Genomic DNA, 25,874 nt, shown 5'->3' on the forward strand with positions numbered 1-25,874 from the left:
GGAAAAACATCCATGAAAAGGCGCATGATAAGGCGCATGATGAGTTTGTCGTTAGCCTTGCTACTAGCTTTGCCCCCTGTTGCCTACACGGCAAGCGAGGGTACAACGATCAGCAGCATAGCTGGCAGAGGGACCGCCGGATATTCAGGAGATGGAGAGGCAGCGACGTCAGCTCAGTTAAACGATCCACGAGGAATGACTGTAGACAGCAACGGGGATGTGTATATAGCGGATAGAAGTAACGCAGTCGTTCGGAAGGTGGACAAGTCGACGGGGTACATCAGTACGGTCGCGGGTACGGGGATTATTGGCTATTCGGGAGACGGAGGAGCGGCGACCTCGGCACAGTTGCAAGAACCGATGGGAGTAGCTATTGACAGCAGTGGAGATCTGTATATAACGGATACTGGAAACCACACGATTCGAAAAGTAGAACAATCGACGGGTATCATCAGAACGGTAGTGGGTACGGGGGATGTTGGCTATTCGGGAGACGGAGAAGCGGCAACATTAGCCCAGTTGAACTACCCGGAGAAACTAGCTTTTGACAGCAACGGAAATATGTATTTCGCGGATCATTATAACCAGCGGATCCGAAAAGTAGATAAGTTGACGGGTATCATCAGTACGGTGGCGGGCACGGGGATTGCTGACTACTCAGGAGACGGAGAAGCAGCGACCTCGGCCCCCTTGAGTTTCCCGTCAGGAGTAGCTTTTGACAGCGACGATAATCTATATATAGCGGAGAATGGAAGCAACACGATCCGGAAAGTTGATAAGTTGACGGGTATCATCAACACGGTAGCGGGCACAGGGGGTACTGGCTTTACTGAAGATGGACAACCAGCGATACTAACCACCATGAGCAACGTGACTGACGTAGCTTTGGACAGCAGCGGTAATATATATATAGCCGATACTACTAACCACCGGACTCGGAAAGTAGATAGATTGACCGGTATCATGGGCACGGTGGCGGGTACGGGGGAGGCGGGCTATTCAGGAGACGGAGGAGCAGCGACGTCGGCCCAATTGTTCTACCCGAATGGGGTAGCTGTGGACAGAAATGATAATGTATACATAGCTGATTCGAGTAATAACCGGATTCGAAAGGTAGGCCTATCTAGCGATGCTAGTTTGAGTAACTTGACGTTGTCGAGCGGAACGCTGAGTCCGGCATTTGTGCCGGGTGTGAAAAGCTACACAGCGAGCGTGGCAAACAGCGTGAGCAGCATCACGGTAACACCAACGGCGGGCGATAGCAGCTCGGCCGTAACCGTAAATGGTATGCCTGTGAAGAGTGGTTCAGCATCGGGAGCGATCGATCTGAACGTGGGGAGCAATAACACAATTACCGTCGAGGTGAAGGCGCAGGATGGTACGTCGAAACAAACGTATACCGTGACGGCTGAGAGAAAGCCTGCTGCAGCAACGATCGAGCTGACAGCGACAGCTGGCAACGGACAGGTGACGTTGAACTGGAGCAGTGTACCGGAAACCGTTACATATGATGTTTACCAGGGAACGGCAACAGGGCGCTATGACTCCACTCCGGTTGCGACCGTCAGCGGAGCAACCAACAGCTACACAGCATTGGAGCTGACGAACGGAACAACTTACTATTTTGCAGTACAAGCAAGCAACGCTACAGGCTCTATCAGTTACTCTAACGAAGTAAGTGCAATTCCACAGAAAGGTAATACAACGTTGGCGGCCACCGATCTGACCATCGGGACAGCTACACCCGTGACAGGCGCGACCCAAGCTGACGGAACGAATACATTTAACCATGCAACAGCGGCTGTAACATGGTCGAGCGGCGGGGCTTATGCGCCAGCAAGCGGAGCCTACTTGTCGGGTACAGCTTATAAAACGAAATATGTACTCACAGCCGATACAGGCTATGTGTTTGACGCAGCAGCTAATGCATACGGGAAAAACGGAGCGCAGGATTTAACTAGCCGAATTACCAATCTAGGTGCAGGCACATTTACAGCAACGGTATCAAGTACGGTTAAAACAAACGATACGCTAACCATTGTCGCAACCTGGCCGGCAACTTTTCAGAATTTGGTCAAAGTGAACCTGGATAACACGACTTACTTTCAAGCCTATCATAATGGCGCCACCATTCCTGCACAGGGGGTGAATATTGCTGGCGGAAGTGATTTCGGCATAGAATTGGCGAATACTTCGGTTTCCCCGTCTCAATTAAAGCCTGTAGTGGTTAAAAGCGTTACGGCTGTCGATGATAAGGGAAACAATGTACTGGTCAATTTAACACCAGATACCACGCATAGTGCTTGGGGCTTGAATTTAAACATTAAAGGAAATTCCACGCAAACGAACAGAACAGTAACCATAACTGTAAAAACGGATGCGGCGTATTCGATTAATCATTTGACCAATTTTACAGGCACAGCTGCTTATACGGACAGCTCAAGAAATGTCTATCCGAATCAGTACAACGCCGCACAGTATTTTACTGCCGGAGATAAATTGACCTTGAGTCTTTCCTCAAACGCAGTTATTCCTAATGGCGTCCAATTAGTCGGTACAAAAACCTCCAAGTTGGTTGAGCTGACGAACACACTTTTTGACACGATTAATTATAAATTCCAATATACATTTACAATGCCGAATGAGCCTGTATCTGTTGTTGTAAAATCAAGTACTAATGCAAATGCTCCACACAACATAAATGTAAGGCAAACAATAGATAACGTGATCCATCCAACGCTTTCGGGCGGCTCGACTTTTGTTCAGGCAACAGCAAGCGCGCCAGCGAGTGCAAAGGCGGGAGAGAAGGTTACAATTAATCCTGGCAACTACAATACGAAATTTTATTCAATTACCGGTATTGATGTAAGATCGGCGCTCTTTAATGAAGTTGTGCCGGTTACTAAGAATGACAATGGTTCCTACTCTTTTGTTATGCCTTACACCGATGCAAACATAACAGTGAATATCGTAGCCAATCCGTCAATTGCGATAACGACCGCAGCTAAAAATAATAGCAGCGCTCAAATTACATCTGACACCAAAAATTATTATCCGGGAGATCGAGTAAGTTTTCAAATTACGAATACCGACCCGCACAAAATGTTGTCAGTTGTCCGTTTTATAAGAACATCGGACAATACTGTAATCTCTACCTTAGACAAGAGTAGTCATGCGTTCGATTCAAGCATAAGTGATAGTTATGTCATTTATCCTAGCGGTCGTCAAGTATCTTCCAATGAAGGAGTAACTATTGTTGCCGAGTTTAATGATTATGCAGGAATTCCTGTATACAAGGGTACGCAAAATACCAAAACTGAGGCGCAGTTTTCGGCTTATCCGGCAAATGTGCTGAAAAATCAGCCATTTACTTTTAACTTTACTGTACCGGATGATTCCAATAATACGCATACTCCGCAAATAAAAGTTACAAATAGCGATGGTACAGCATCTTATATCGATTCTATCTATGAAAGTACAGATTCTCAAAATCAGAATATAAGCACCTATAAAGCTGACCTTAGCAGTTTGAAAACAAATCCGCAAAGTATTACTTTAATGGATAAAATCAAATCTGCTAATAAGGGAAGACTCATTCAAGCGTTAAGCGCAAATTCAAAATTGCCTGGTTTATTTACGACCATAGTGGTAAATGGAACCAACATGAATAGTACAAACGGAGATCAAAAGGTGTACATCGGTACATCCTCGAATCCAACCCAACAGGCCACTTTATCAAACATAACTTCAACCTCTTTTGAAATAAAGGTGCCTAGTAATATGCTGCCAAAGGACAAAAATGTAACCTATTATATTTCTGCAAACGGCGTGCAGAAATCATTAACCATCCAAACGGAACAGGAATTGAGTCATAAGACCTTTGGTGTATTAGCTGTTGTGTCATCGAATCAGAGTCATTCTGTCATTATTGGGGCGGACGATACAGACATTAATCAACAGTTGGGTAGCAGAAAGTCCATACTTACAATGAAAGGGAAATTCGCTGTCACTGGAAGAGAATATCAATTCAGCGACACAACGATTATTAATTCTGTAGTCAGTAGTTATATGGAAAGGGAGGGTAAGCTGAAGGTTACGGATTCCGGAAACGGGAATGTAACGGTTGATGCCAAGAATGTCAGCATGGCCGCAGGCGGTATGACCTTTATGAGGGGGAATTCGAAAATCGAACTGAAAAAAGGAATCGAGTACGATATCGAGGAGTACCAAAAAGGGGATACAGGCGATTGGAAGTTCCCAAATAATCAAAATATTAAAATTGATAATGTGGATGTCAATCTCGGGGGATTAGCTGTCATTGACAGCGGGTCTACAGCAAAGATTACTGGCGCTTTGTTAATTGGTAAGAACTTCATGTTTGAAGGTAAGGTTTTTGTGGGAATCATGGCACCGGGCGGACAAGAATTTGGGCTTTCGCTGAATATAGACAGACTTCAATATGGTCTGAATGAACAAGGACGACTGGTTTATAAAGGCCTTCAAGCCGGAGGGGCCATAACGCCTCCAAGTGATTTTTATGAAAAGCTGCTTCCCGGTTTTAAACTTAATAACAGAGTGTCTATTGAAGGATCAATTGATACTTTTGAAAAAGTATACGGACTGGGATTTGACTTAGACACGAAGCTAGCGAAAATAGCTGCCAGCGGGGTTTTAAAGCGAATTGACGGCACATTTTTACCTAATAAAGTGAAGTTAATCGTCGGTTCAGAGGCGGGGCTTCCGATCTTGCCTACTGTTATTTTAAGTAAAGTTGGTGGCGGTGTTGACGGTCTTGCTGATTATATAACCAAAAATTATAAAGGCATACCACCAATCGTGTTTATGTTGTACGGTCAGTTGGATGTAGGTCCTCCTGGTGTACCCGCTGATAAAAAACCATTGCACTTTAATAATCTAGAACTGGTGTTAGGACCTTCAATGGTTCAACTGACGGGTATGCCTAATCTCTTGGGAATCGATTTGTTTAAGTCATTTAGAGCGGGTTTGTATAGGGATATGGATAAAGTTAGTTTCCAAGTGGATCTTGATGCCAATATACTGAAAAATTTTGAAGTCATACTGGCACAGGGGAAAGCCAATGTTACTTCCTATAGTGATCCGAAGCGAAAGACGGATTTTTATGGCCTGCTTCAGGGAACTGTACAAATTCCTAAAATAACCTTGGCTCGCACATGGTTTGGTAATATTACCGCCGGACCGCTAACTTTGCGTCAAATGGGAGTTGGCTTGAGCAACAGCAACGCTTTTGCTACGTTCTCTATTTTGGGCTTTGGTCTTAAAGCGGATTATAATTTTGGAAGTAAATCAGTATCTGTATCAAGATCCTTGTTGGCTTCCAGTCAAATGGACAATACGCAGACATACTATGATGAGAACGGCAAATTCGCGGGCGAGATGCAAAGCTTCTCCAATATTAAAGTAGTAGCTACCAGCCCTTCCCAGGCAGCAGGGCGAATGTTAATGGCCGCTTCTTTGGGTGTGTCCGATCAGCCGACGATCAAGACGAATGACGCATCTACGATTCATACGATAACATTTCCTGCAGGCTTGACACAGGATTACGCGGTTACGGTAACTGGCAGCACTAACGATTTCAGCATCACAGATCCGGAAGGTCATCCGTATGCCATCACGTTTCCCAAAACGTTGAGTGACGGAAGCATCTATTATGATGATCCAAATGCTAACGCCGCCTTTTTGTCCGACGATACGATTATGTTTAAGCTAGGCCATCAAGCAGGAGACTGGACGATTTCGTCCGCGTCAGGCCAGCCTTTTGCAAGTGCTGTTCTTAACATCATTCCGATTCCGCAAACCGACAGTGCAGTGCTTGATTCGAAAACAAAAACCGTTAGTTGGACACTTAAAGGCTTGGATACAGTCAATGAAACCTACCAAGTGCAAGTACATTTGTCCACCGACAATGGCGATGACAAAGCAAACCTAAGCCCTGGCGTTCTAATTCAGACGATTAACGTTGATCCGGCACAGGTTGTGAACGGTGGAATAAGCGGCAGTTATGTATTCTCGCAATCTGAATTGAGTCATTTGCAAAGCGGAAGTTATTATCCTAGAATTGCGCTTATTGGCATACCTAAGGACAATAAAGATAAAAATATACCTTATTCCAGCATGAATGCTAAGCAAGCTTTGGTCACAACCAATCCGCTGGCACCTGGTGCTGTAAGCTCTGTTTCCGTATCAGCAGGCGGTGGTGGAACATTAAAGGCTGCGTGGAATGCGGTTCCCGGTGCGGATGGTTATCTGGTCAACTTGTTTGATGATCAAGGTAGAGCTGTAATGACACCTATATCTTATACAGATGAAATTGGGAGCGATGGAAAGGCTACGGGCAATCAAATTCCTCACGCCGGCGTACCGATCAGTTACATTATCTCACCAGACTATGCTGTCGATGGAGCATTTACAGTTGATTTTTCAGGAATGACTCCAGGCAGTAGTTACAAAATCATGGTATCTTCTTTTTCATATGCCGATAAAACAGATACAAGCTCAGCTCAATTTTACGGCAACCCGACGGTTTCAAATGTTGCCTTTGTACCTGTTCCGCGAACTCCGGTGTTGAATGTTACATCTAGTATCGGAAATGTGATAACAGACGAACAAGCGGGCAATTTACTTTACGTGAATGGAAATTTAAATCTGGATATTGTATCCACTTTCCTTAATCAAAAGGATGGGACAAATGTGAATCTAGACAGTAAAATTACCGTATTGCAAAGCGACGGAACAATTAACTCGGAGACGAGCAAACCTAACTTCAATACGATTTACAGCAGTGCCGATTATGAGAGTACGATTTCCGTTCCCGTTGCGATCAGTGATACAAACCGTTCAAGCATCATTAAAATTGTGGCTGAAAACCAAGATGGCGATAAGTCGAGCTACAGTCTAGTTGTTCATTATAACAACGATGCTCCTGCGTTATTTGTAAATACTGATTCCAAAGGCACTATAGTCACGGACCAAAACGGCTATTATCAAATTCAAGGCAGCACACAGCCATTTATAACCGTGAGAGATAATTTTGGGAATCAGGTAAAGGCCGACGAACGCGGCAATTTTACAATCAAAGGAACGTTGAGTGCTGGATTGCAGGCTTACAGCACCATAACAGCAACGGATTCGTTCGGTAATTCTGCACAAGATGATGTAGTTATAGCTAGAACTACAAGCTACAACGGAGGGGATAGTTCTTCGTCTCCTAGTCCAAACAGCAACACATCTAATCCTGCTTCACAAGATAGTGGCGCAACTAAACCTGCTTCTCCAAAAGATGACACAACAAAAACTGATGATAAGACTCCAAGCAGTGGTGTTGTAAAATCAACATTTAAGGATGTGCATTTAGAAGCGCCTTGGGCAGAACAAGCTATTGAAAAAGCTTATGCACTAGGCCTTATAAACGGCAGATCAGTCGATATCTTTGATCCGAACAGCAATACAAAAAGAAGAGAAGCTATTACAATATTAGCTAGAGCTAAGAAGCTAACTTTAGGCCTTCCAGCAGATCTTAATAAAGCTGCATTGCATTTTGCTGACTGGGACAGTGTGCCAGAATGGAGCAGGCCTAGTATCGCGGCAGCATATGTAAATGGGCTAATAAACGGCTCAAAAGTTAATGGGAAGTTTTATGTGAACTCAAATTCCAATATAACAAGAGCAGAGCTTGCGGTACTTATACAAAATGCGTTTAAGCTAAAAGCTGACATGAATAATGTCAAATCATTCTCTGACGATATCCCGTCATGGGCCGCTGAAAGTATAGCCGCATTATCATCAAACAAGGCCATTAATGGTTATCCGGGTGGAACCTTTAAACCGGGTGCCAATGCAACAAGAGCAGAAATGGTTGTTATGTTGATCAACGTTATTAAACCGTAATAGCACAATAAAAAATCACATTCTGTAGCAGGTTATGCTCAGAATGTGATTTTTTAGGTTCTGGTGCCAGAATAACTTGTACCTATTTCCTCCGTACATGCACTTCTAGGCCCCTGCCCACATAGAATAAAAGGACCATGAACCCGTAGTTCTCACCACTGACCGGTTTCATTGTACATGTGCGGGAGGTGTCGCCAAATTGCCCGGAATCATAAGCACAATTGCCCTGTTGATTAAAGAATTGACGCTGTTGGTGTCGTATGTAAGGAACAACGCATTTCCACAGCCCCTGACCGAAGAAGAGGAAAGCAGGTATCTGGGGCGGATGGCGGAGGGGGATGCCAAGGCCCGTAATCTGTTGATTGAGCATAACTTACGACTGGTTGCCCATATTGTGAAAAAGTTCGATAATACCGGCGAAGACATGGAGGACCTCATCTCCATCGGAACCATTGGCCTGATCAAGGCGATCGAGAGCTATCGTCCGAATAAAGGTACCAAGCTGGCTACCTTCGCGGCCCGTTGTATCGAAAATGAAATTCTCATGCACTTGAGATCGTTAAAAAAGACCCGCAAAGACGTCTCCCTGCATGATCCCATCGGGACGGACAAGGAAGGCAATGAAATTACACTTATAGATATCCTCGGTTCGGAAGCCGATGATGTAATCAAGGAAGTCGATCTGAAGATCGAGAAGAGCAAAATCTACCGCAACCTCGATATCCTGGATGACCGGGAAAAAGAGGTCGTTGTCGGCCGTTTTGGCCTGGATACGGGCGGGGAGGAACGAACGCAGCGGGAGATTGCCAAGGAGCTGGGCATCTCACGGAGTTATGTATCGCGGATTGAGAAGCGGGCGCTCATGAAGCTTTATCATGAGTTTTATAAGGCGAAGCGGTAGCTGAAAGCCACAATAAGGCGTTAAGAAAGCGACTTGTCTGCGGATGAGTTGCTTTTGTCTTTTTTAGAGAGAGGGGGGGAATATTACAAGAGTATCTATGTAACTGAAAGATGCCCGTAATCATAATTAATCATGCGATGTAGGCGTAACATCCATTCGTCCGGTAATCTCTCAAGCAGCAGCAAGCAGGTAAATCGAACAAAAGAAAGCTCCTCAAGACGGGGCAACGCGTGCTTCGCACCATCATACAGCCATTTGAGCAGTACTATACTAACGAATCAATACAAGAGGGAGAAATGAAAAACTCAACATTATTATTCCAGTTTATAACCAATTAAATGCGTTACACCTTATCCTTTGTTCTATTTAAATATAAGAATTTTGGCTCAACACTAAACGTAGTGCTTGAACAGCCATTTAGCTTGTGAATGTGACGAAAAATATAGAAAAACATCTGTGCATTCCGTAAGATAGTTGTGCGACCCACCCAACATAGAGGGAATGACAGATGCACAATCATTTACATATTTGATAGATTTAATCGTACTTAGCTTGAAAATAACGCCAACCAAACGAGATGTTACGGCTAATGTATTACACACTATATCAGGGTTCTTTTTCAGTGGTTTCTTCCCAATTTATTTTGAGAGGTAAGGGTGAGAGGATGCATTCATTTACAGTTGAACTAAAGGAACGAACTTATCCCATTATCATATCGGATGATATTAATGATTTCTCAGAGGCTCTTCTTCGGTCATGTGTTGGGAAAAAAATAGTTATTGTCACAGACAGTATAGTTTCGGAATTATACCTTCAAAATTGGGTAGAGTATTTAGTTAATTTGGGTTACATTGTTGTATCTTATATTTTCGAGCAAGGTGAATCATCTAAGAATTTAAAAACAGTAGAGGGGATATATTCTTTTTTAATTGAAAATAAAATTCAAAGGCAAGATACGATGATCGCTCTTGGCGGCGGAGTTGTAGGCGATATAACTGGATTTGTGGCTTCAACATATTTGAGGGGGATATCGTTTATTCAATGTCCAACAACTCTTTTAGCGCAGGTTGATAGCAGTGTTGGAGGAAAGGTAGGATTTAATTTTTGTAACATTAAAAATAATATAGGATCATTTTATCAACCTAAAATGGTAATGATAAATCCCGATTTTCTAAAAAGTCTAACACGTAGAAATATTAATGGTGGTATTGTAGAAATTCTGGTTCATTGTTTGATTTCTTCTGAGCATTTATTTGAGTATGTGCTTGATCATATCCAGGATATATATTCAAATCATCATGACATTCTTGAGTATTTGGTATATGAAAATTGCAAAATTAAAAGCGATATTGTTTGCAGTGATGAATTTGATTATGGCAAAAGAGCGATATTAAACTTTGGTCATACAATTGGTCATGCTGTTGAAGCAGTATCTGAGTTTTCATTAACACACGGTGAAGCTGTTTCAATTGGGATTGTGGGTGCTTTTATTTTAGGTGAAAAACTTGGGCTGACCAAAAACGGAGAGAAGGAAAAGGTGATTTCTTTACTATCAAGTATCAGTTTACCTATTGATCTAAAGGGGTTTGATATTGATACGGTTTATGAAAGGATACTGTATGATAAGAAAAGCCATGGAGAAGGTATTGAATTTATTGTACCTATTTCAATCGGACATGTAGAACGTATTCTCGTAAGCAATAAAGAGTTAATTTATTCTGTTTTGACTGATCTGTCGAATCGTACTGAGTAGTACTGTCCTGATGTGATAAAAACTTATCATTATAGAATCTGAATTTATCATATAAGCCGAAAATAAGCTGTAAGGTACATTAGGCCAGTTTCAATACTCATTATCTGTAAGCGTCTCCTTTTAGTGCTTCGCTGAATCCGTTTTCCGGATGGCACCGATTCCTATCCATCGTACATCCGGAGAATTCAGTGTAGGGTTGCCAACCTCAAGAGCCAGCCGTAGCCAGCATCTTTCGAAATCTCACACCGAAGCTGTTTTTTAATACATTGTCTATGGAGGGACGTAATTCTCCATACTCGTGTACCGCTTCAGAGAGAGAATTTAGTGACAGATTGCATAAAGCATGGTTAATAAACACTGGTACCATTGTTTTCATTTCCGCGCTGTAGTTATCATCCTTTTCAGTCCAGTTCTTCGTGAAGTTTGGAAAGTAGATGTGTTTAAAGAAAAATTCACCAACCAATGCAAGAATGTCAAATCCTTAGCAGATACATTTTCTTATCAAACCCACACTCCTTGTAAGATACCTCGACTTTATACTTCATATTTACAAAATTTAAAACGCCACCGTCATTCGATTATAGTTGTTTTAGTTTTTACACCGTTTGGCTTATTTAATTCCTCTAATGCTGACTTCCTCTTTCACTTCATAGAATACTCATCATAACTATTGTAGGCTTCAATATTCGACTTATTCATTTTACAGAGGATCAAAACAACATTGGTATATTTTATCTTTGTTTTCTTTAAAATACATAAATTTTTATATAATGAGATCGAATTTAATTTGTGTTAAAAAAACATTATACTGTTAAAAAAAGCACGGAAACAAAGTTATTATATGCTTTATAATCCTTTAAGGAAGGAAAATATTTCATAATTAGTTTTTTAATCTAACCTATTACTTTATAAGGAGGTGCGAATAAACGTAGTAACACGGCTAGGTTTTAAAAGTGCCTTAAAGATTGTGTGAATTAATCTATACAAATATTCAAATGAGTAGATAAACGAATTAACGAAGAATTTCTAAACTGATTGGAAATGAGGAGCTAGATGTCATCAATTATTTATGCAGATAACCTGAGTAAGTCATATACTGTTCTACATAAAAAGCCAGGAATATCATCATCCATAAAATCACTTTTTTCTCCAGAGTACGTACAAAAACATGCGATTAAAAATTTAAATTTCTCCATAGAGACAGGAGAGGTCGTTGGAATATTAGGTCCGAATGGGGCTGGTAAGACTACGACTATGAAAATGTTGGCGGGAATTCTTCACGCAAGTTCGGGAACGTGTAAAGTATTGGGATATACGCCTTGGGAACGTGATAAAAGTTTTAGAAAACGTATAGCGATGATTATGGGCCAAAAGAATTCATTGTGGTGGGATTTGCCTGCATCAGATTCATTTCTGTTAAATAAAGAAATTTACGATGTTTCAGATAAGGATTTTGTTAAAGTAGTTGGTGAAATGTCAGAAATTCTCGGGGTTGTCCATTTGCTTAATACACCGATCAGAAACTTATCATTAGGTGAACGAATGAAAATGGAAATAATCTCTGGTTTTTTGCATAATCCAGAAGTTGTATTTTTAGACGAGCCGTCAATTGGGCTGGATATTCCTTCCCAGAGAGCAATTCGAGATTTTATTAAGACAATCAATTCACTACGTAATACAACATTATTAATTACAAGTCATTATATGGCTGATATTGAAGAGTTATGTAAAAGGGTTATTATCATTCATGACGGGTCGATTCTTTATGATGGTTCATTGAAGGATATCTCAAGTAATTTCTCTGATCAAAAGAAAATATCACTTGTGCTGCAAAGTGAGGTACCGGTGGAGATTTTAAGCGAAATAGGGACCGTTACGGAAAAAGAGGATGTAAGAGTATCTCTTGAGGTAAACAAAAATAATCTCAATCAAGCCCTCGAAAAAATAGGCAGACTTCCTGTTGTAGATCTTAACATTCAAGAGATTCCTGTGGAGAAAGTTATTGATGAGATTTTTACTTTGGGGAAGGTGCGAGGATAAATGCAAGGTATTACCATTGTTAAAAGAATATTTTTAACGGAAATTCAATATCAGGCTATGAGACGCATCGATGTAATTATAGGGTTCCTATTTTTATGGCTCCCTATCCTCCTAAATGTTTTTCTTTGGAAGGCTGTATATGGAATGGATCCTGGAGCGGATGCTCAGCTAGGATATTCTTTAGATCAAATTACAACTTATTTTGTTGTGGTTCTTATCTGTAATCGGTTGGTTGGGACAAATATTAACACAACAATGAACCAGCAAATACTGGATGGTTCACTAAATCAGTTTTTGTTAAAGCCTAGCAGCCATTTTACATTTCATATTGTTAAGCATATCGGTCATAAAAGCGCTGAACTTATTTATATGTTAATACCCGGGTGTGTGTTGTTTTTTATATTTCAAAACTCTTTGTTAGTACCAAAATGGGAAGATTTTCTCTTATTTGTTCTCGCTATTTTATTGGGTTTTTGTATCCATTTTTTAATGTATTACGCTTTGGGGATGTTAGGTTTCTGGTTCGGTAGAGCGGGCCAAATCATGACATTCATAGTATCCATTATCTCGCTTTTAGATGGAAGTAAATTTCCAACGGATTTTTTACCGAAGTGGTTAAATGGTATTTTTTTATACTTTCCATTTCAATACATTTTTTACTTTCCGATAAGAATATTTTTAGGGTCTGAATCTATGGCTTCTATTCTGCGAGGCTTGACTCTGCAAGGAATATGGGTATTTGCAATTGGCGCCATTTGTATTGTGGCATGGAGAAAAGGTATTGCTAGATTTGGAGCATTTGGAGGGTAACGTGATAAAGTACTTGCGTATTTATAAGACAGTTTGGAAAGTTTCTCTTATCGCTGATATGTCACATCGAGTAAACTTTTTCACAAGGATTTTTAGCGGAATATTGTATTTGCTTACTGGCTTAGGGATGTACGTATTTGTCTATACCAAGTTAGACACACTTGGCGGTTGGAGTTTTGGAGACATGTTGATTTTCTTGGGTACTACTTTTTTAGTTGATTTATTGTGGATGACCTTCTTTTTCTTTAATCTATTAGGTTTACCCACACTAATTAATAAAGGAGAGTTTGACATGTTGTTGTTAAAGCCTGTGAACTCTCAATTTCTTGCCGTTATGGGAAATGTTAATCTGGATTCGTTTTTTAACAGTATCATTGGTGTGGCACTAGTGGTTTATGGGGTTAACCTTAATAATTATTCAATCTCATTTATAGACGTATTGTTATACATCGGTTTACTAGTGAATGGCGTTTTATTATTTTATTCTACCTTTTTAATGATAAACTGTATTGCTTTCTGGCAGACAAGATTTCAATTTGCCTGGGATTTGATTGAATGGTTTTATGAATTCGCAATGCGGCCGGATTTCATTTATAAAGGTGGAGTTCGTGTAGTTCTTACATTCATCATTCCTGCATTAATGTTAGTTAATATTCCTGCAAAAATGTTGATGGACAGATTTAACTTTAAAGAAGTCGGGTTTGGATTTTTACTAACTACCCTATTTTTTATCTTGTCACAATGGGTTTGGAAAAAGGCTATTAGCAATTACTCAAGTGCAAGTAGTTAGTGGAATTATGTATTTACATTTAATGATCTTAAATTATGGAGGTTTTTGGTATGATCACGATGGAATCTGTTGAACAGGAAATTAAAGAAATTGCTATTGAAGTGCTTGGAATGGAGATTACTGCTGATCAAATAGTAGCCACTGAAGAAGGTTTTTTGGAGAAGTACGGTTTTAATTCTGTTGATGCGCTTGAATTACTGTTACATGTTGAGAGAAATTACGACATTGAAGTTGCTGATGAAGACCTGAATGCTAATCTTTTAAAGTCAATTAGATCTTTGGCGAGTTATGTAATTAACCAGAAGACGGCTTAAGTGCCTAGAAATCTTACATTTTCGGCAATTGATTAATACAAGGAGTGCAATTATATGGATGCGATTCTTATTTCACCAATGGAAGTATCCTTGCGGCAAACACCACGTACTTTTCGCGAAAATAATGTAAAAAATGATGTGGATGCGCTTACTTCAGGACCATTAAATCAAGTATTTGTCCGTCGCTACAGAGAGAATTTAGGGGTTGCTTGTTTAGGGGGGTACTTACGCGAGAGAGAGATGGATGTCAGGATTTTGAATGCAAATATTATGAGGCTGACATTAAATGATGTGGTAAATGATATAATGCAGCACAATCCTACGCTTGTTGGTATCAGCGCACTGTATGACCTTCACGCATTTCAGACAGCACAGATCATTCGTGAATTAAGGAGGCGTGGATATTCGGGGCATATTACACTAGGTGGTCCATTTGCTTCCTTTACACATCAATATTTCTTAGCTGCTTTTTTTGGACAACTTGATTCTGTTATCCGCGGAGAAGGAGAAATTCCGCTTTATCAACTGCTACTTGCATTAAAGAGCGGTGAACCGTGGAAACACATTCAAGGACTCTCATCAGTTGAAGAGAATCGTAACTTTCTTGACAATGGCAACGGAGAAGTTGAAGAACTTGAAAATCTCCCTCTTCCATCCAGAGATGCATTGGATGCACTTCGTGAAGTAGGGATACAGCCACGGGTAGCGTCACTTAATTCAAGCCGAGGATGTTATGGACAATGTACTTATTGTCATGCTCCAGCAACGGCCAAAATGGTTGATGCAAAAAAATGGAGGCTAAGGCCCGCTGAAAAAATTCTTGATGAGATTGATTATCTGGTGCGAACATACGGTGTGGAGTACATTTATTTTAATGATGATAATTTTATGGGGTATGGCCCGGCTGCCAAACAGCGACTGATTGAACTTGCTAAAGGAATAATTGCTAGGGATATAAAAATTTCATTTCATGGTGAATGTAGAGTAGACACAAAGTCGTTCTTGGATCAAGAATTCCTTGAGTTAATGAGGCAAGCAGGCTTGAAGGATGTGCTTTTGGGATTAGAGTCAGGATCACAGACTACATTAAATAGATGGCGGAAGGGTACTACTGTAAGCGGTAATCTATCTGCTACTCAAAGGCTGTCTGAAATGGGCTTTGATGTAGAGCCGGCAATGATACTGGTTGATGCATATACGACGGTTGAAGAGTTTTCAGAAACGGTAAAATTCATCAAAGAAGCTAAGTTGCACACTATGGGTTCTCCACTTTATTTGTTTAATCGTCTTGTCGTCTTTCCTGGCGCACCAATTGAGATGGAACTGGCCATGAAAAATATTATTGAAGTGCTTGATCCCTGGGATATACGGCATGATCTGAATTCCGATGAAGGATTGTATGAACATATTCGGAGGATCTCTTCGCGTCCTTATAAAATTCAATCTAAGGAAGTTGCAGTAATGTGGGATATTGTTGTCATTTATTCTGACTATTTAACTTTCTTGGTCGATGATGTAATGCCAGATATTTTACGCCAATGGAGAACTTATATTATGGATACCAACTTGTTAAAGGAGGAACGTAACAATTCAAAAAGTGATTATTTAGACTTCGTTAAACAACTTCGGGTATGGAGAAGGGATTTGGGTGAACTTGTAATATCAGTTTTGGATTCATGTGTGGAATTGATTAAACAATTGGACCCTGAAAGCCCAGATTCAATCAAGGCTTATCACGATCGCTTTAGTCTACTGATTAGGAAATATGAAGAAACGTGTTTTAGTACAAGTTTAAATGACAGGTTGAAAGGAAGTTCATTCTTGAAAGATCCCTTACCTAATGCTTTGCTAGCTTTTAATAATGACCGGATAGGTGAAGATTATGTCCTCTCATAAGGAAAAAGTGAAATTGTTGTTTAACGACTTGGTTGTTCGAGAGGATACTTGCAATTTTCGCTGCACGTATTGCCTTTCTTTTGAGAACACTTTGAAAACAGAAGATAACGTGGAACATGTACAATATGCAACCGTTAAGAATGAACGTCTTCTTTACGCGCCTGGCAGTCCTCTTAAGGAACGATTGGATCATGCTGTAGATCAATTTGAAAAAGTGGCCGATGCGTCGATCTTGCGTATCAGCGGTGGTGAAATTTTGCAGATAAAAGGAATATTTGATTTTTTTAAGTTAAAATCACCTAATTATGAAACAATTCAGATTTTAACTAATGGCTATCACCTTCTTCAGCCACTGGTCGATAATTTACTTACACTTGGTAATACGCAGGTACATATGTCTATTGACGGGCATAATTTAGATCTAAATGGATACAGAGTGAAAAAACAAGCAATTCAAGATAGGCTTTTAGACAACTTAGATAGAATCATCCAATCAGGTATACCTACGGAGGTTGGATCTGTATTAACCGATAGAAATATAGGGAAATACCATACCTTTTTAGATTATATGCTTAAATATGAAGGTAAAGTTACAATTTATCCTTTTCCAGTTAGAGGACAGATCAAGCAAGGCATGTGGCCTACTAACAGCGAAATAGAAACTTTTATAAAAGAAGTTGTTGATAAATACGATAAATATGCCGGCATTTTGGCACCTAAGCCCTTTTTTGATGAGCTATGCCACTTACTCATTGAAGGGCAAAGACGTATGCGCTGTCATGTGCCTGCAGTTATGGTGCAATCATTTGATGACGGTCTTCTCACTCCCTGTCCAAATTGCTGGGCTACAGAGTTGGGCAATGTTCTAAAAGAGGATCCCTTTGATGTTATAGATCGCTTTGGGAAAGATCGGATGTACAGTGTTTTCTTATGGCCTTCTCCTAGGCTGCCATTTTGCAAACAATGTTTTACCTCTTTTGATATTATCAATTTTTATGTGAATGGTTTTATATCAGATGAGGATATTCTTAACATTCCTCTATATAGTCGTCCTCTCACGTGGGAACGCCTGAGACAATTGAAGACTGAGAGAGCAAACTCCATTTGAGGGAGAGGGAACATGAGCCTGCTTTTGAATACCATTTCTAAACATGATGCGAATGTAATTGCATTGCGAGATGCAACTTCAACCCTTACTTGGGGTGAACTCGTTTTGCGTCTTAACTCTATAGTTGAATGGTGGAATAAAGAGGATAACATCATGAATTCTAAAAACATTTATATTTTTTTAGAAAATGATGTCGATTCAATATTGTGTCTTTTGAGCGCACTTATTATGGGCAAAAATGTCGCTCTAATCGATCCAAATATATCAGCTGCTAAATGGGAAGAAATATTCTCTGAAACGGATTTTCAACTCATTTTAGGGTCCGCTCAAGTAATTCAGTGTCTTGGTTTAGAGGATTATGCATTAACTGTTCAGCAAATAGTTACTAATCGAGAAACAGCAGTTCAATCATTTAACCGATATTTTAATGATGAAGGAAGTGTATTCTTTCTTACTTCTGGATCAACAGGAAAGCATAAACTTGTACAGAGGAAAGTGTCCTCCCTGTTAAGTGAAGGGAAATCGTACGGAGAAACACTGAATCTTACGGAGCATGATGCTTATCTGGCAGCCTTACCTCTTCATCATGCATTTGCGTGTGGCTGTGCACTATTTGGTTCGATTTTCAACGGTGGTACTTTAGTGCTATCATCACTCTTCTTCCCACGAGCCATTCTGAAGTGGATTTACGAGTATAAAATAACTGTTCTGCCCCTTATCCCTTCGCTTGTAAAACTTATGACGGCTTCATACACTAAGCCTTTAAAAGTTGAACATCTTCGTTATGCTTTAATAGGAACAGGTCAAATTTCGACCTCTCTAGCTGAACTTTTTTATTCATTATATGGTGTGCGATTGTCAGGTAATTATGGGAGTTCTGAAACTGGTGGGATTGCGATGAGACTTCCGGAAGTTCATCCATATCTTAATTTGGTGGGACAAGCAATGAGCGGGGTCGATATTATAATTGAGGATGATAATGGGCTAGCTGTGCCATATAACATTGAAGGGAATGTTACGGTACGAACTTCTTCATTATTTTGTGGATACGTGGGCGAAAATCAAGATGTTCAATTACCTGCTAAGCATGAAAGATGGTCTACTGGAGACATAGGTCATCTTACTGAAGATGGTATGTTATATATTAGTGGGAGGAAAAGCAATTTACTTCAAAGAAATGGGAAGAAGATAAATCCGGTAGTCATTGAGAATGCGTTATTATGTATGCCGAATATTGCAGAAGCTGTTGTTATTGGACTTGATAAAAAAGAAACCTATGATGATTTGATTACCGCTGTTATAGTTCCCAAAGTGCCAGTTTTAAATGAAGCGCAGATACGTGGATATTGTTTACAACAACTTGAGGCTTACATGACTCCCGAAAAGGTAGTGTTTGTTTCACAAATTCCGCGGACAGTAACGGGTAAAGTTGATCGTGTATCGTTGATTGAGTCACTTACCTGCGGTAAGGAGACAATATGAGAAAATTGAGGGTTGGATTAATTGGAAGTGGCTGGATAGCAATGAATGCACATTTGCCGGTACTTAGTGTTCGGGATGATGTATCGGTCGTCGGCATCTGTGATGTCGATTTGTCAAAGGCTTCCGAAGCTGCAACTCGCTTTGGGATATCGTTTGCGACAGACAAGGTTGTTGAACTAATGGAGAAAAAGTTGGATCTGGCAATAGTAACAACACCGACAAACACGCATATTTCTTTAATAGAATACTTTTTGAAGGAAAATGTGTATGTGCTTTGCGAAAAACCACTTGGCATGTCAAGTATGGAAATAGATAAATTGTTAGCCTTACCTAATGCATATACGCATCTAAGTGTAGGTTATGTTAATCGCTTTCGAAGGGATGTCATCCAGTTTTTGGATGAAATCAACAATGTTCATTCGTGTTCGGTAGTTTGGAGACGTTTTAATGGAATTCCAAGGCCCGGAAGTTGGATTACAACTAAAGAAATATCCGGCGGTGGAGTGTTGATGGATATAGGTTCTCATATGTTGGATTTGGCTTTTGAATGTTGCAATATGGGGTGTTATAGCCCTAGCGGAACTCTTTCTTCCAGCGGCGCGATCCAAGAAAAAGGGGCAACATGGTTTCATTCAAGCGAGACCAAAGGTGAGGTTAATACTGAGGATACAGCAATTGTCAAGTTGCAAGATGAGAGGAATAGACACATTGAACTTCATGTAAGTTGGAACGATAGCACTTGTGATGCGGACTATACTCAAATTATATGTCATTCAAAAGAACGAACATATGAACTAAGGACATTGTTTGGTTACAGCGAGCAAAGGCGATGGCCATTCCCTGAAATTATTATATATGAAAATGAAAAGGGGATTGTTAAAAGGGAGCAGCCCTACGGAGAGAAGTACCCATCGCCTCTGGAAGCATTTATAAATATGTATGATGATCTAATCACCAAAATTCAAAATAATGATGTACTTTCGTGTCAGATAGACACCGGCCGAAGAGTGGCAAATGTTATTGATTATATTTATACGGAAAATATGAAGAACTATGAAAAATGAATATGTATGGGGATTGGATATAGGAGGTACTCATTTACGGATTGGGCTCTTTAATAGAGGGACTCTTATTTCTGTCCAAAAAAGAGCTTGGGAAGGAAATGATTTTGAACAAGATACTAAAACATTTTTAAATTTAATACATGAGTGTATATCCGAATGGGGAGTTCCCTGTGCATGTGGAATATCTTTTGCAGGGATTTTAACACCGGATCAACTTGAAGTAATATCTTGGCCGAATCGTCCTTGGTGGAAGGGGATACCGGTAAACGTGTTTTTTAGCTCATTGCCATCTCCGTTTGCAATAGAAGATGATGCAGCGTCAGCTTTATTAGGTGAGCTTAATTATGGGGCTGGTAAGGGGAAAACTCATCTTTTTATGGCTACTGTAGGGACTGGAATTGGGGGGGGGATGGTGCTAGAAGGTAAATTATACCGTGGGCGATATGGATGGGCGGCTGATTTGGGTCATATGCAAGTTAGCAACAATTATATGATTTGTTCTTGCGGTAAACGTGGATGCCTGCAGGCTCTTGCTTCGGGACCGGCAATCTTAAGACAAGCTCGGATGCTTTCCCCGTACAAGGACATTAGTGAAAATCAATTGTCGAATGCAATCTATAATAGGGAAACATGGAGTAATCAAGCAGTTAGTCAAGCAGCATCCTACTTGGGAAGAGCTCTGGCTAATGTGGTAAAGCTCATTGATCCAGAAATGGTTATTGTAGGTGGAGGTATAGTGCAAAAGCTTAAACTTTACTTTGATGAATGTGAGTCTGCATTTAGAAATGAATTAGGAGAGAATTCAGAGCTTGTGATAGTAAAAGCTGCTTTAGGCGACGATGCAGGTCTATATGGCGCCTATTCACTGATATCAAAATCAAATAAGGAGTGATTGAAATGCATCAAATTAATTTTCCAGAATGGCCAATGTTTGATGAAAGAGAAGAAGAAAATCTGACTCAGACTTTAAGAAGCAGAAGTTGGTGGCGTATGAGCGGCAGTGCAGTGACACAATTCGAACAAAACTTTGCTAAAGCGCATGGGGTCAATTATGCAATCGCTGTAAGTAATGGAACGCATGCAATTGAATTATCCCTTATGGCAATTGGCATTGGTCCAGGTGATGAAGTTATTGTACCAGCCTATACATTTATCTCAACAGCTACTCCTGTATTCCGTCAAGGAGGGGTTCCCGTTGCAGTTGATGTGGATCCTAAGACGCTCTGCATCAATCCTGAAGAAATTGAAAAAGCCATTACAGATAAGACCAGGGCAATTATAGTTGTTCATTTTGCAGGACATTCAGCAGATATGGATAGAATTATGGAAATTGCTCAAACACATGGGCTCCGGGTTATTGAGGATGCTGCCCATGCTCATGGAGGAACTTATAAGAATAAGCCACTGGGGAGTATAGGTGATATTGCTTGCTATAGTTTTCAATATATGAAGTTAATGACCTCCGGTGAAGGTGGAGCTATTATCACGAATAATAAAGAGCTGTATGAAAAAAGCTGGTTAATCCACAATGTAGGTAGACATAGTCAAGATCGCGAATATCAGCATAGTGTGCTGGGCTCTAACTATCGTATATCAGAGTTTCAGGCTGCTGTTCTATCCGCTCAATTGGAACGACTGCAAGAACAAAGTCAACGGCGCATGGTCTTGGCTGAAGAATTGCAGCGGCTGTTAGCAGATGTAGATGGGCTTACTCCACTTGTTCATAAAAAAGAAGCTACACTACATCCTTTTTACATGTTTACGTTGAAATATGATTCAGAACATTTCGGGAATAAATCAAGATTGGAATTTGTCGATACACTAAAGGAGAAAGGCATTCCTGCATTTGTAGGATATTCGGCTATACATCAGACAGAGGTGTGGCAGCAATGTGGGGGCAGATCTTTGGATTGTCCTATTGCTGAAAAGGCAGCTAAGGAAATGATATGGTTACATCATCGGATTCTTCTTGGGTCGTTGGGGTCTTTAGTGGAGATGGTAGACTATATTGTCTCTTTACAAGAAAATTGGCAGGGAATAAAGGCATGAAATACCGAGGTGTGATTTTTGATTTAGATGGTGTACTGATAAACTCTATTCACTTAATGAAAAAAGCATATAACAACGTAATTGAGAACTATATTACGGAAGAAACATCTTGTGTTCCTGCTTTTGAAGAGTATTGTCTTCATATGGGAAAACGGCTTGAGGATATTTTTTTGGCTTTGCAAATCCCGCTTGAACTGACAAAGGTTTATCAAAATTACTGTTTAGAAAATGAGCATCTTATTGAAATGTTTCCTGATATTATTATGATTCTGGAAAAGTTGTATGAGCTTAATATTCCAATAGCCGTCTTTACAGGCAAGGATCGGTACCGTACTTTGCGCATATTGAAAAATCATGATATTGAACACTTTTTCAGTTGCGTGGTTACATCAGATGATGTCACATTGGGCAAGCCGGCTCCGGAAGGTATATTCAGAATATCGGAATACCTTCAATTATCTCCTAATCAATTAATTATAATTGGCGATTCGCCGCATGATATTTTATCGGGAAAAGAGGCTGGCGTCGGAACTATTGGAGTTACATGGGGATTTTCTTCAAGCGAAGAACTTCAAAGCACTAATCCTGATTATATCGTATCAGAAGCTGGCCAACTGATGAGTAAATTATATACCTTACTTGGCTATGAAGTTCAGGCGATTGAGGTGGTGTAATGGATTTAAGTATCGTGATTCCCACACGCGACAAGTGGCCGCGCTTACGTCTCACATTGTTGTCGCTGGAAAATGTTGTTGCCGACTACTCTTTCGAAGTTATTATTGTGGATGACGGCAGCGAGGAAGAAATTCAGAACAAAATTCTTCATTATGCTATGTCGTGTCCATATACCATCCGCATAGTTCGAAATAATACACCGTTAGGCAGATCAGGCGCCAGAAACAAAGGAATTACTATTAGCAAAGCGGATCGGATTCTCTTTCTTGATGATGACTGTTTAGTTTCACCCCTAATTGTAAGCGAACATGCAGGCTTAAAGGTTTCTGAAATAGGACATGGATATATATTCAATATTCCATATATTAAGTTTTTTGAAGATCCAGTGCAGGGTTTTTATTATGCGCAATATGCAAAGACTCGGCAACACGACGGATTGAAGCAATTTCTCTTAACAGATGAACTGATTAGCACAAGGTTTGACGAAATCGTAGAGAAGAATAAGAAAATGAATTCACTAGAGTTATTGGCTCTAAGCGTTTTCAATTCACCCGACTGTGAGTCATTGCGTTGGGTAGGATGTGCTGGCGCAAATCTATCCATCCCTATGTCTATTTGTCATGAGATTCAGTTTGATCTTGAGTATGGAGTAAGGTGGGGAGCGGAGGACCTGGATTTGGGGATTCGACTTATTGAAGCGGGTCATTCGATTAGACTGTTGAAAAATGCAGGGGTTTATCATATGGATCATCCCAGGGAAAATTATGTGGAAGATGTGGAGTATTCTTTTTCCTTGTTAAAGGGAAAATTTCCATATCGCCCGGAAATTGATCTTGTCAGACAATTTTTACTCAAAGAAATAACTATTGAATCTTTATTATTGCTAAACAAACAAAATTCATAAAATTTTGAGGTTGATATGAAAATTATAATAATTAACGGACCTAACATGAATTTGCTTGGCAAAAGAGAAGTGGGGATTTATGGTTGTGAAACGCTCCAACATATTAATGAATGGTTAAATGTTGAAGGGGATGCGTTAGGGGCGAGCCTTGAGTTTTTTCAATCTAACTCTGAAGGGGAGATCGTCGATATTATCCAGAATTGTGCTGATCGAGTAGAAGGTATTGTCATTAATCCAGCCAGTCTTTCACAATCATACCCCATCAGCGAAGCTTTGAAAGGAATAGGTCTGCCAGTTGTTGAGGTTCATATGTCTAATATTTATGCAAGAGAAGAATGGCATTCAAAATCAATAATTGCACCTATTGCACTTGGTCAAATCTCGGGATTCGGAAAATACAGCTATCTAATGGGTATAACTGCTTTAGAGATGGCAACAAAAATTCATTAGAAAAAGGGTGGAATATTATGTATATACTTGGCTTGGGAGGCTCTGACCACGACGTTTCTTCTTGTTTGGTCAATGAAGGAAGAATTGTATGCGCCATTGAGGAGGAAAGAGTTACCAGAAAAAAATACGGATTTCATTCAAATTTGTTGTTGGGACACAGCCGGAATTATTGCCTGCAGGCTGCGGGAATTACGACAGATGACCTGGAATTGATTGTAGTTGACTCGATCTTGGTGCCAACAGCTTATTTTGGGGTCAGAAATAAGTCGGTGGTTACTTTGAATCACCATATGGCCCATGCATCTAGTGCATTTTTTCCTTCTCCTTTCGAGGAGTCCGCTATTCTTATTATGGACAACGCCGGAGATTTAGTTACATATGAAGGGGAAAATGGAATTGAAACTGTTACTTTTGCTTACGGCAAAGAGAATGAAATTACGATATTGGACAAAGTTATCGCTGAGCAATATAAAACATCACCAATAACATTTCAAGGGAAGCCTTATCAGAAGGGAGATCCGGATGATTCACTCGGACATTTCTATAAAATAATATCACATTACTGCGGGTTTGATTTTTTAAATGAGGATAGTTTTTATTTTACAGAAGATGGAAAAACAATGGGGCTAGCTCCTTACGGAAATAATACCTACTATGAGAAGTTAAAGTCATATGTTCAATTGTTACCCGAAGGGAAAATTAAGATCGACTTACAGTCGGGAACATTTGAAACTGCACTACAACAAATCATACAAGAGGATATTTCTAAAGACGAATTCCAAGTAAAGGCAGATATTGCTTATGCAGGTCAAGCAATATTGGAGGATGCCGTTATTCATTTGGCTAACGCGCTGTATGAAAAAACAGGTTGTGAGAATCTGTGTATTGCCGGAGGCGTTGGTTTGAACAGTGTAGCGAACGGGAAAATATTAAAACATACACCATTCAAACAGTTATATATACAACCTGCTTCTGGTGACAACGGAACATCTATAGGTTGTGCATTGTGGGGACACTTTGTATATAATCAAAATCCTCGAAAAGTTAAAGAGGGTTTATATATGGAGCATGCTTATTTGGGACGTTCCTATTCAAGAGACGAAGTAATGAATTCTTTTGATAAGTTCACAGAGTTAAATATAGAGGCAATTGAATATCCAGAGGAAATTGCCGCCCGTTGGTTGGCAAACGGGAAAATTATTGCTTGGTTCCAAGGAGGCGCTGAATTTGGTCCCCGGGCTCTTGGTCATCGTTCTATTCTGGCAAACCCGACACTTACACATATGAAGGATGAAATTAATCATAGGGTAAAGTTCCGGGAATCGTTTCGTCCATTTGCGCCCGCTGTTATAGCTGAAAAAAGTAGGGAGTTTTTTGATATTAATCAAGAGACTCCGTTTATGCTGATTGTATGCGATGTGCTCCCTGACAAACGTTCTGTTCTCCCGGCGATCACACATGTTGACGGAACTGCTAGATTACAGACCGTTTCTAAAGCAGGCAGCCCTGAATTTTATAGATTAATAGAGTTCTTCGGTGAGTTAACAGGTGTTCCGGTAGTTTTAAACACATCTTTCAACGTTAAGGGCGAACCTATAGTGGAAACTCCTGAAGATGCTCTTCGTTGTTTTTCTAATACAAACTTGGATGCTTTAATTATCGATAAATTTTTAGTTACTAAAAGAACCCAAAATACGGACAGGAGAGAATAG

17 protein-coding genes are annotated in these 25,874 nt (G+C 40.1%); all 17 read left to right on the forward strand.

Features of this window, described 5'->3' with window-relative positions; translation table 11 throughout:
* The first annotated feature begins 12 nt into the window (after positions 1 to 12).
* The 17 genes from ACFVRY_RS08850 (at position 13) to ACFVRY_RS08930 (ending at position 25,874) form a co-directional block, all read left to right on the forward strand.
* Positions 13 to 7,926, forward strand: coding sequence for an NHL domain-containing protein (locus tag ACFVRY_RS08850; RefSeq protein WP_387499303.1), 7,914 nt, complete (start codon positions 13 to 15; stop codon positions 7,924 to 7,926).
* 199 nt (positions 7,927 to 8,125) lie between these two features.
* Positions 8,126 to 8,827 carry an RNA polymerase sporulation sigma factor SigK gene (gene sigK / locus ACFVRY_RS08855; RefSeq protein WP_066373374.1) on the forward strand — a complete coding sequence of 234 codons (702 nt, stop codon included), beginning with the start codon at positions 8,126 to 8,128 and terminating at the stop codon, positions 8,825 to 8,827.
* Positions 8,828 to 9,491: 664 nt separating this feature from the next.
* Positions 9,492 to 10,580, forward strand: coding sequence for a 3-dehydroquinate synthase (gene aroB, locus ACFVRY_RS08860; RefSeq protein ID WP_387499305.1), 1,089 nt, complete (start codon positions 9,492 to 9,494; stop codon positions 10,578 to 10,580).
* A 1,053-nt stretch (positions 10,581 to 11,633) separates the two neighbouring features.
* Positions 11,634 to 12,620: an ABC transporter ATP-binding protein gene (locus ACFVRY_RS08865; protein ID WP_387499307.1), complete on the forward strand. Its 987-nt coding sequence runs from the start codon at positions 11,634 to 11,636 to the stop codon at positions 12,618 to 12,620.
* A complete protein-coding gene (locus tag ACFVRY_RS08870; RefSeq protein ID WP_387499309.1) occupies positions 12,621 to 13,430 on the forward strand; it encodes an ABC transporter permease in 810 nt (269 codons plus the stop codon).
* Position 13,431: 1 nt separating this feature from the next.
* A complete protein-coding gene (locus ACFVRY_RS08875) occupies positions 13,432 to 14,220 on the forward strand; it encodes an ABC transporter permease (protein ID WP_387499311.1) in 789 nt (262 codons plus the stop codon).
* Between the two features lie 50 nt (positions 14,221 to 14,270).
* Positions 14,271 to 14,534: a phosphopantetheine-binding protein gene (locus ACFVRY_RS08880; RefSeq protein ID WP_387499313.1), complete on the forward strand. Its 264-nt coding sequence runs from the start codon at positions 14,271 to 14,273 to the stop codon at positions 14,532 to 14,534.
* A 54-nt stretch (positions 14,535 to 14,588) separates the two neighbouring features.
* Positions 14,589 to 16,430 (forward strand): B12-binding domain-containing radical SAM protein, encoded by a 1,842-nt coding sequence (locus tag ACFVRY_RS08885; protein ID WP_387499315.1) that lies wholly within the window; start codon positions 14,589 to 14,591, stop codon positions 16,428 to 16,430.
* A complete protein-coding gene (locus ACFVRY_RS08890) occupies positions 16,417 to 17,538 on the forward strand; it encodes a radical SAM protein (protein WP_387499317.1) in 1,122 nt (373 codons plus the stop codon). Before ACFVRY_RS08885 ends, ACFVRY_RS08890 begins: the two co-directional genes overlap by 14 nt.
* Positions 17,539 to 17,550: 12 nt before the next feature.
* Complete coding sequence (locus ACFVRY_RS08895; protein WP_387499319.1) at positions 17,551 to 19,020, forward strand: class I adenylate-forming enzyme family protein; 1,470 nt, start codon at positions 17,551 to 17,553, stop codon at positions 19,018 to 19,020.
* The gene (locus ACFVRY_RS08900; RefSeq protein ID WP_387499321.1) at positions 19,017 to 20,084 is read left to right on the forward strand and encodes a Gfo/Idh/MocA family protein; all 1,068 of its coding nucleotides are present in this window, start codon (positions 19,017 to 19,019) and stop codon (positions 20,082 to 20,084) included. The genes ACFVRY_RS08895 and ACFVRY_RS08900 overlap by 4 nt, the downstream gene beginning before the upstream one ends.
* Positions 20,074 to 20,976, forward strand: a complete 903-nt coding sequence (locus tag ACFVRY_RS08905) for an ROK family protein (protein ID WP_387499322.1) — start codon at positions 20,074 to 20,076, stop codon at positions 20,974 to 20,976. The genes ACFVRY_RS08900 and ACFVRY_RS08905 overlap by 11 nt, the downstream gene beginning before the upstream one ends.
* 5 nt (positions 20,977 to 20,981) lie before the next feature.
* Entirely contained in the window at positions 20,982 to 22,133 is a 1,152-nt protein-coding gene (locus ACFVRY_RS08910) for a DegT/DnrJ/EryC1/StrS family aminotransferase (RefSeq protein ID WP_387499324.1), read from the forward strand.
* Positions 22,130 to 22,807, forward strand: a complete 678-nt coding sequence (locus ACFVRY_RS08915; protein ID WP_387499326.1) for an HAD family hydrolase — start codon at positions 22,130 to 22,132, stop codon at positions 22,805 to 22,807. Before ACFVRY_RS08910 ends, ACFVRY_RS08915 begins: the two co-directional genes overlap by 4 nt.
* Positions 22,807 to 23,712, forward strand: coding sequence for a glycosyltransferase family 2 protein (locus ACFVRY_RS08920; protein ID WP_387499328.1), 906 nt, complete (start codon positions 22,807 to 22,809; stop codon positions 23,710 to 23,712). The genes ACFVRY_RS08915 and ACFVRY_RS08920 overlap by 1 nt, the downstream gene beginning before the upstream one ends.
* A gap of 15 nt (positions 23,713 to 23,727) precedes the next feature.
* Positions 23,728 to 24,162 carry a type II 3-dehydroquinate dehydratase gene (locus ACFVRY_RS08925; RefSeq protein WP_387499330.1) on the forward strand — a complete coding sequence of 145 codons (435 nt, stop codon included), beginning with the start codon at positions 23,728 to 23,730 and terminating at the stop codon, positions 24,160 to 24,162.
* A gap of 17 nt (positions 24,163 to 24,179) precedes the next feature.
* Positions 24,180 to 25,874 carry a carbamoyltransferase family protein gene (locus ACFVRY_RS08930; protein ID WP_387499332.1) on the forward strand — a complete coding sequence of 565 codons (1,695 nt, stop codon included), beginning with the start codon at positions 24,180 to 24,182 and terminating at the stop codon, positions 25,872 to 25,874.

This window comes from Paenibacillus sp. NPDC057934, from assembly GCF_042887565.1.
Lineage (GTDB): Bacteria > Bacillota > Bacilli > Paenibacillales > Paenibacillaceae > Paenibacillus_AQ.

Bases quoted from the DNA above. Each gene is read 5' to 3' on its own strand.
- aroB (WP_387499305.1), top strand. From the start codon at position 9,492: ATGCATTCATTTACAGTTGAACTAAAGGAACGAACTTATCCCATTATC.
- ACFVRY_RS08850 (WP_387499303.1), top strand. From the start codon at position 13: ATGAAAAGGCGCATGATAAGGCGCATGATGAGTTTGTCGTTAGCCTTG.
- ACFVRY_RS08925 (WP_387499330.1), top strand. From the start codon at position 23,728: ATGAAAATTATAATAATTAACGGACCTAACATGAATTTGCTTGGCAAA.
- ACFVRY_RS08905 (WP_387499322.1), top strand. From the start codon at position 20,074: ATGAAAAATGAATATGTATGGGGATTGGATATAGGAGGTACTCATTTA.
- ACFVRY_RS08900 (WP_387499321.1), top strand. From the start codon at position 19,017: ATGAGAAAATTGAGGGTTGGATTAATTGGAAGTGGCTGGATAGCAATG.
- ACFVRY_RS08870 (WP_387499309.1), top strand. From the start codon at position 12,621: ATGCAAGGTATTACCATTGTTAAAAGAATATTTTTAACGGAAATTCAA.
- ACFVRY_RS08890 (WP_387499317.1), top strand. From the start codon at position 16,417: ATGTCCTCTCATAAGGAAAAAGTGAAATTGTTGTTTAACGACTTGGTT.
- ACFVRY_RS08915 (WP_387499326.1), top strand. From the start codon at position 22,130: ATGAAATACCGAGGTGTGATTTTTGATTTAGATGGTGTACTGATAAAC.
- ACFVRY_RS08865 (WP_387499307.1), top strand. From the start codon at position 11,634: ATGTCATCAATTATTTATGCAGATAACCTGAGTAAGTCATATACTGTT.
- ACFVRY_RS08930 (WP_387499332.1), top strand. From the start codon at position 24,180: ATGTATATACTTGGCTTGGGAGGCTCTGACCACGACGTTTCTTCTTGT.
- ACFVRY_RS08880 (WP_387499313.1), top strand. From the start codon at position 14,271: ATGATCACGATGGAATCTGTTGAACAGGAAATTAAAGAAATTGCTATT.
- ACFVRY_RS08910 (WP_387499324.1), top strand. From the start codon at position 20,982: ATGCATCAAATTAATTTTCCAGAATGGCCAATGTTTGATGAAAGAGAA.
- ACFVRY_RS08895 (WP_387499319.1), top strand. From the start codon at position 17,551: ATGAGCCTGCTTTTGAATACCATTTCTAAACATGATGCGAATGTAATT.
- ACFVRY_RS08885 (WP_387499315.1), top strand. From the start codon at position 14,589: ATGGATGCGATTCTTATTTCACCAATGGAAGTATCCTTGCGGCAAACA.
- ACFVRY_RS08920 (WP_387499328.1), top strand. From the start codon at position 22,807: ATGGATTTAAGTATCGTGATTCCCACACGCGACAAGTGGCCGCGCTTA.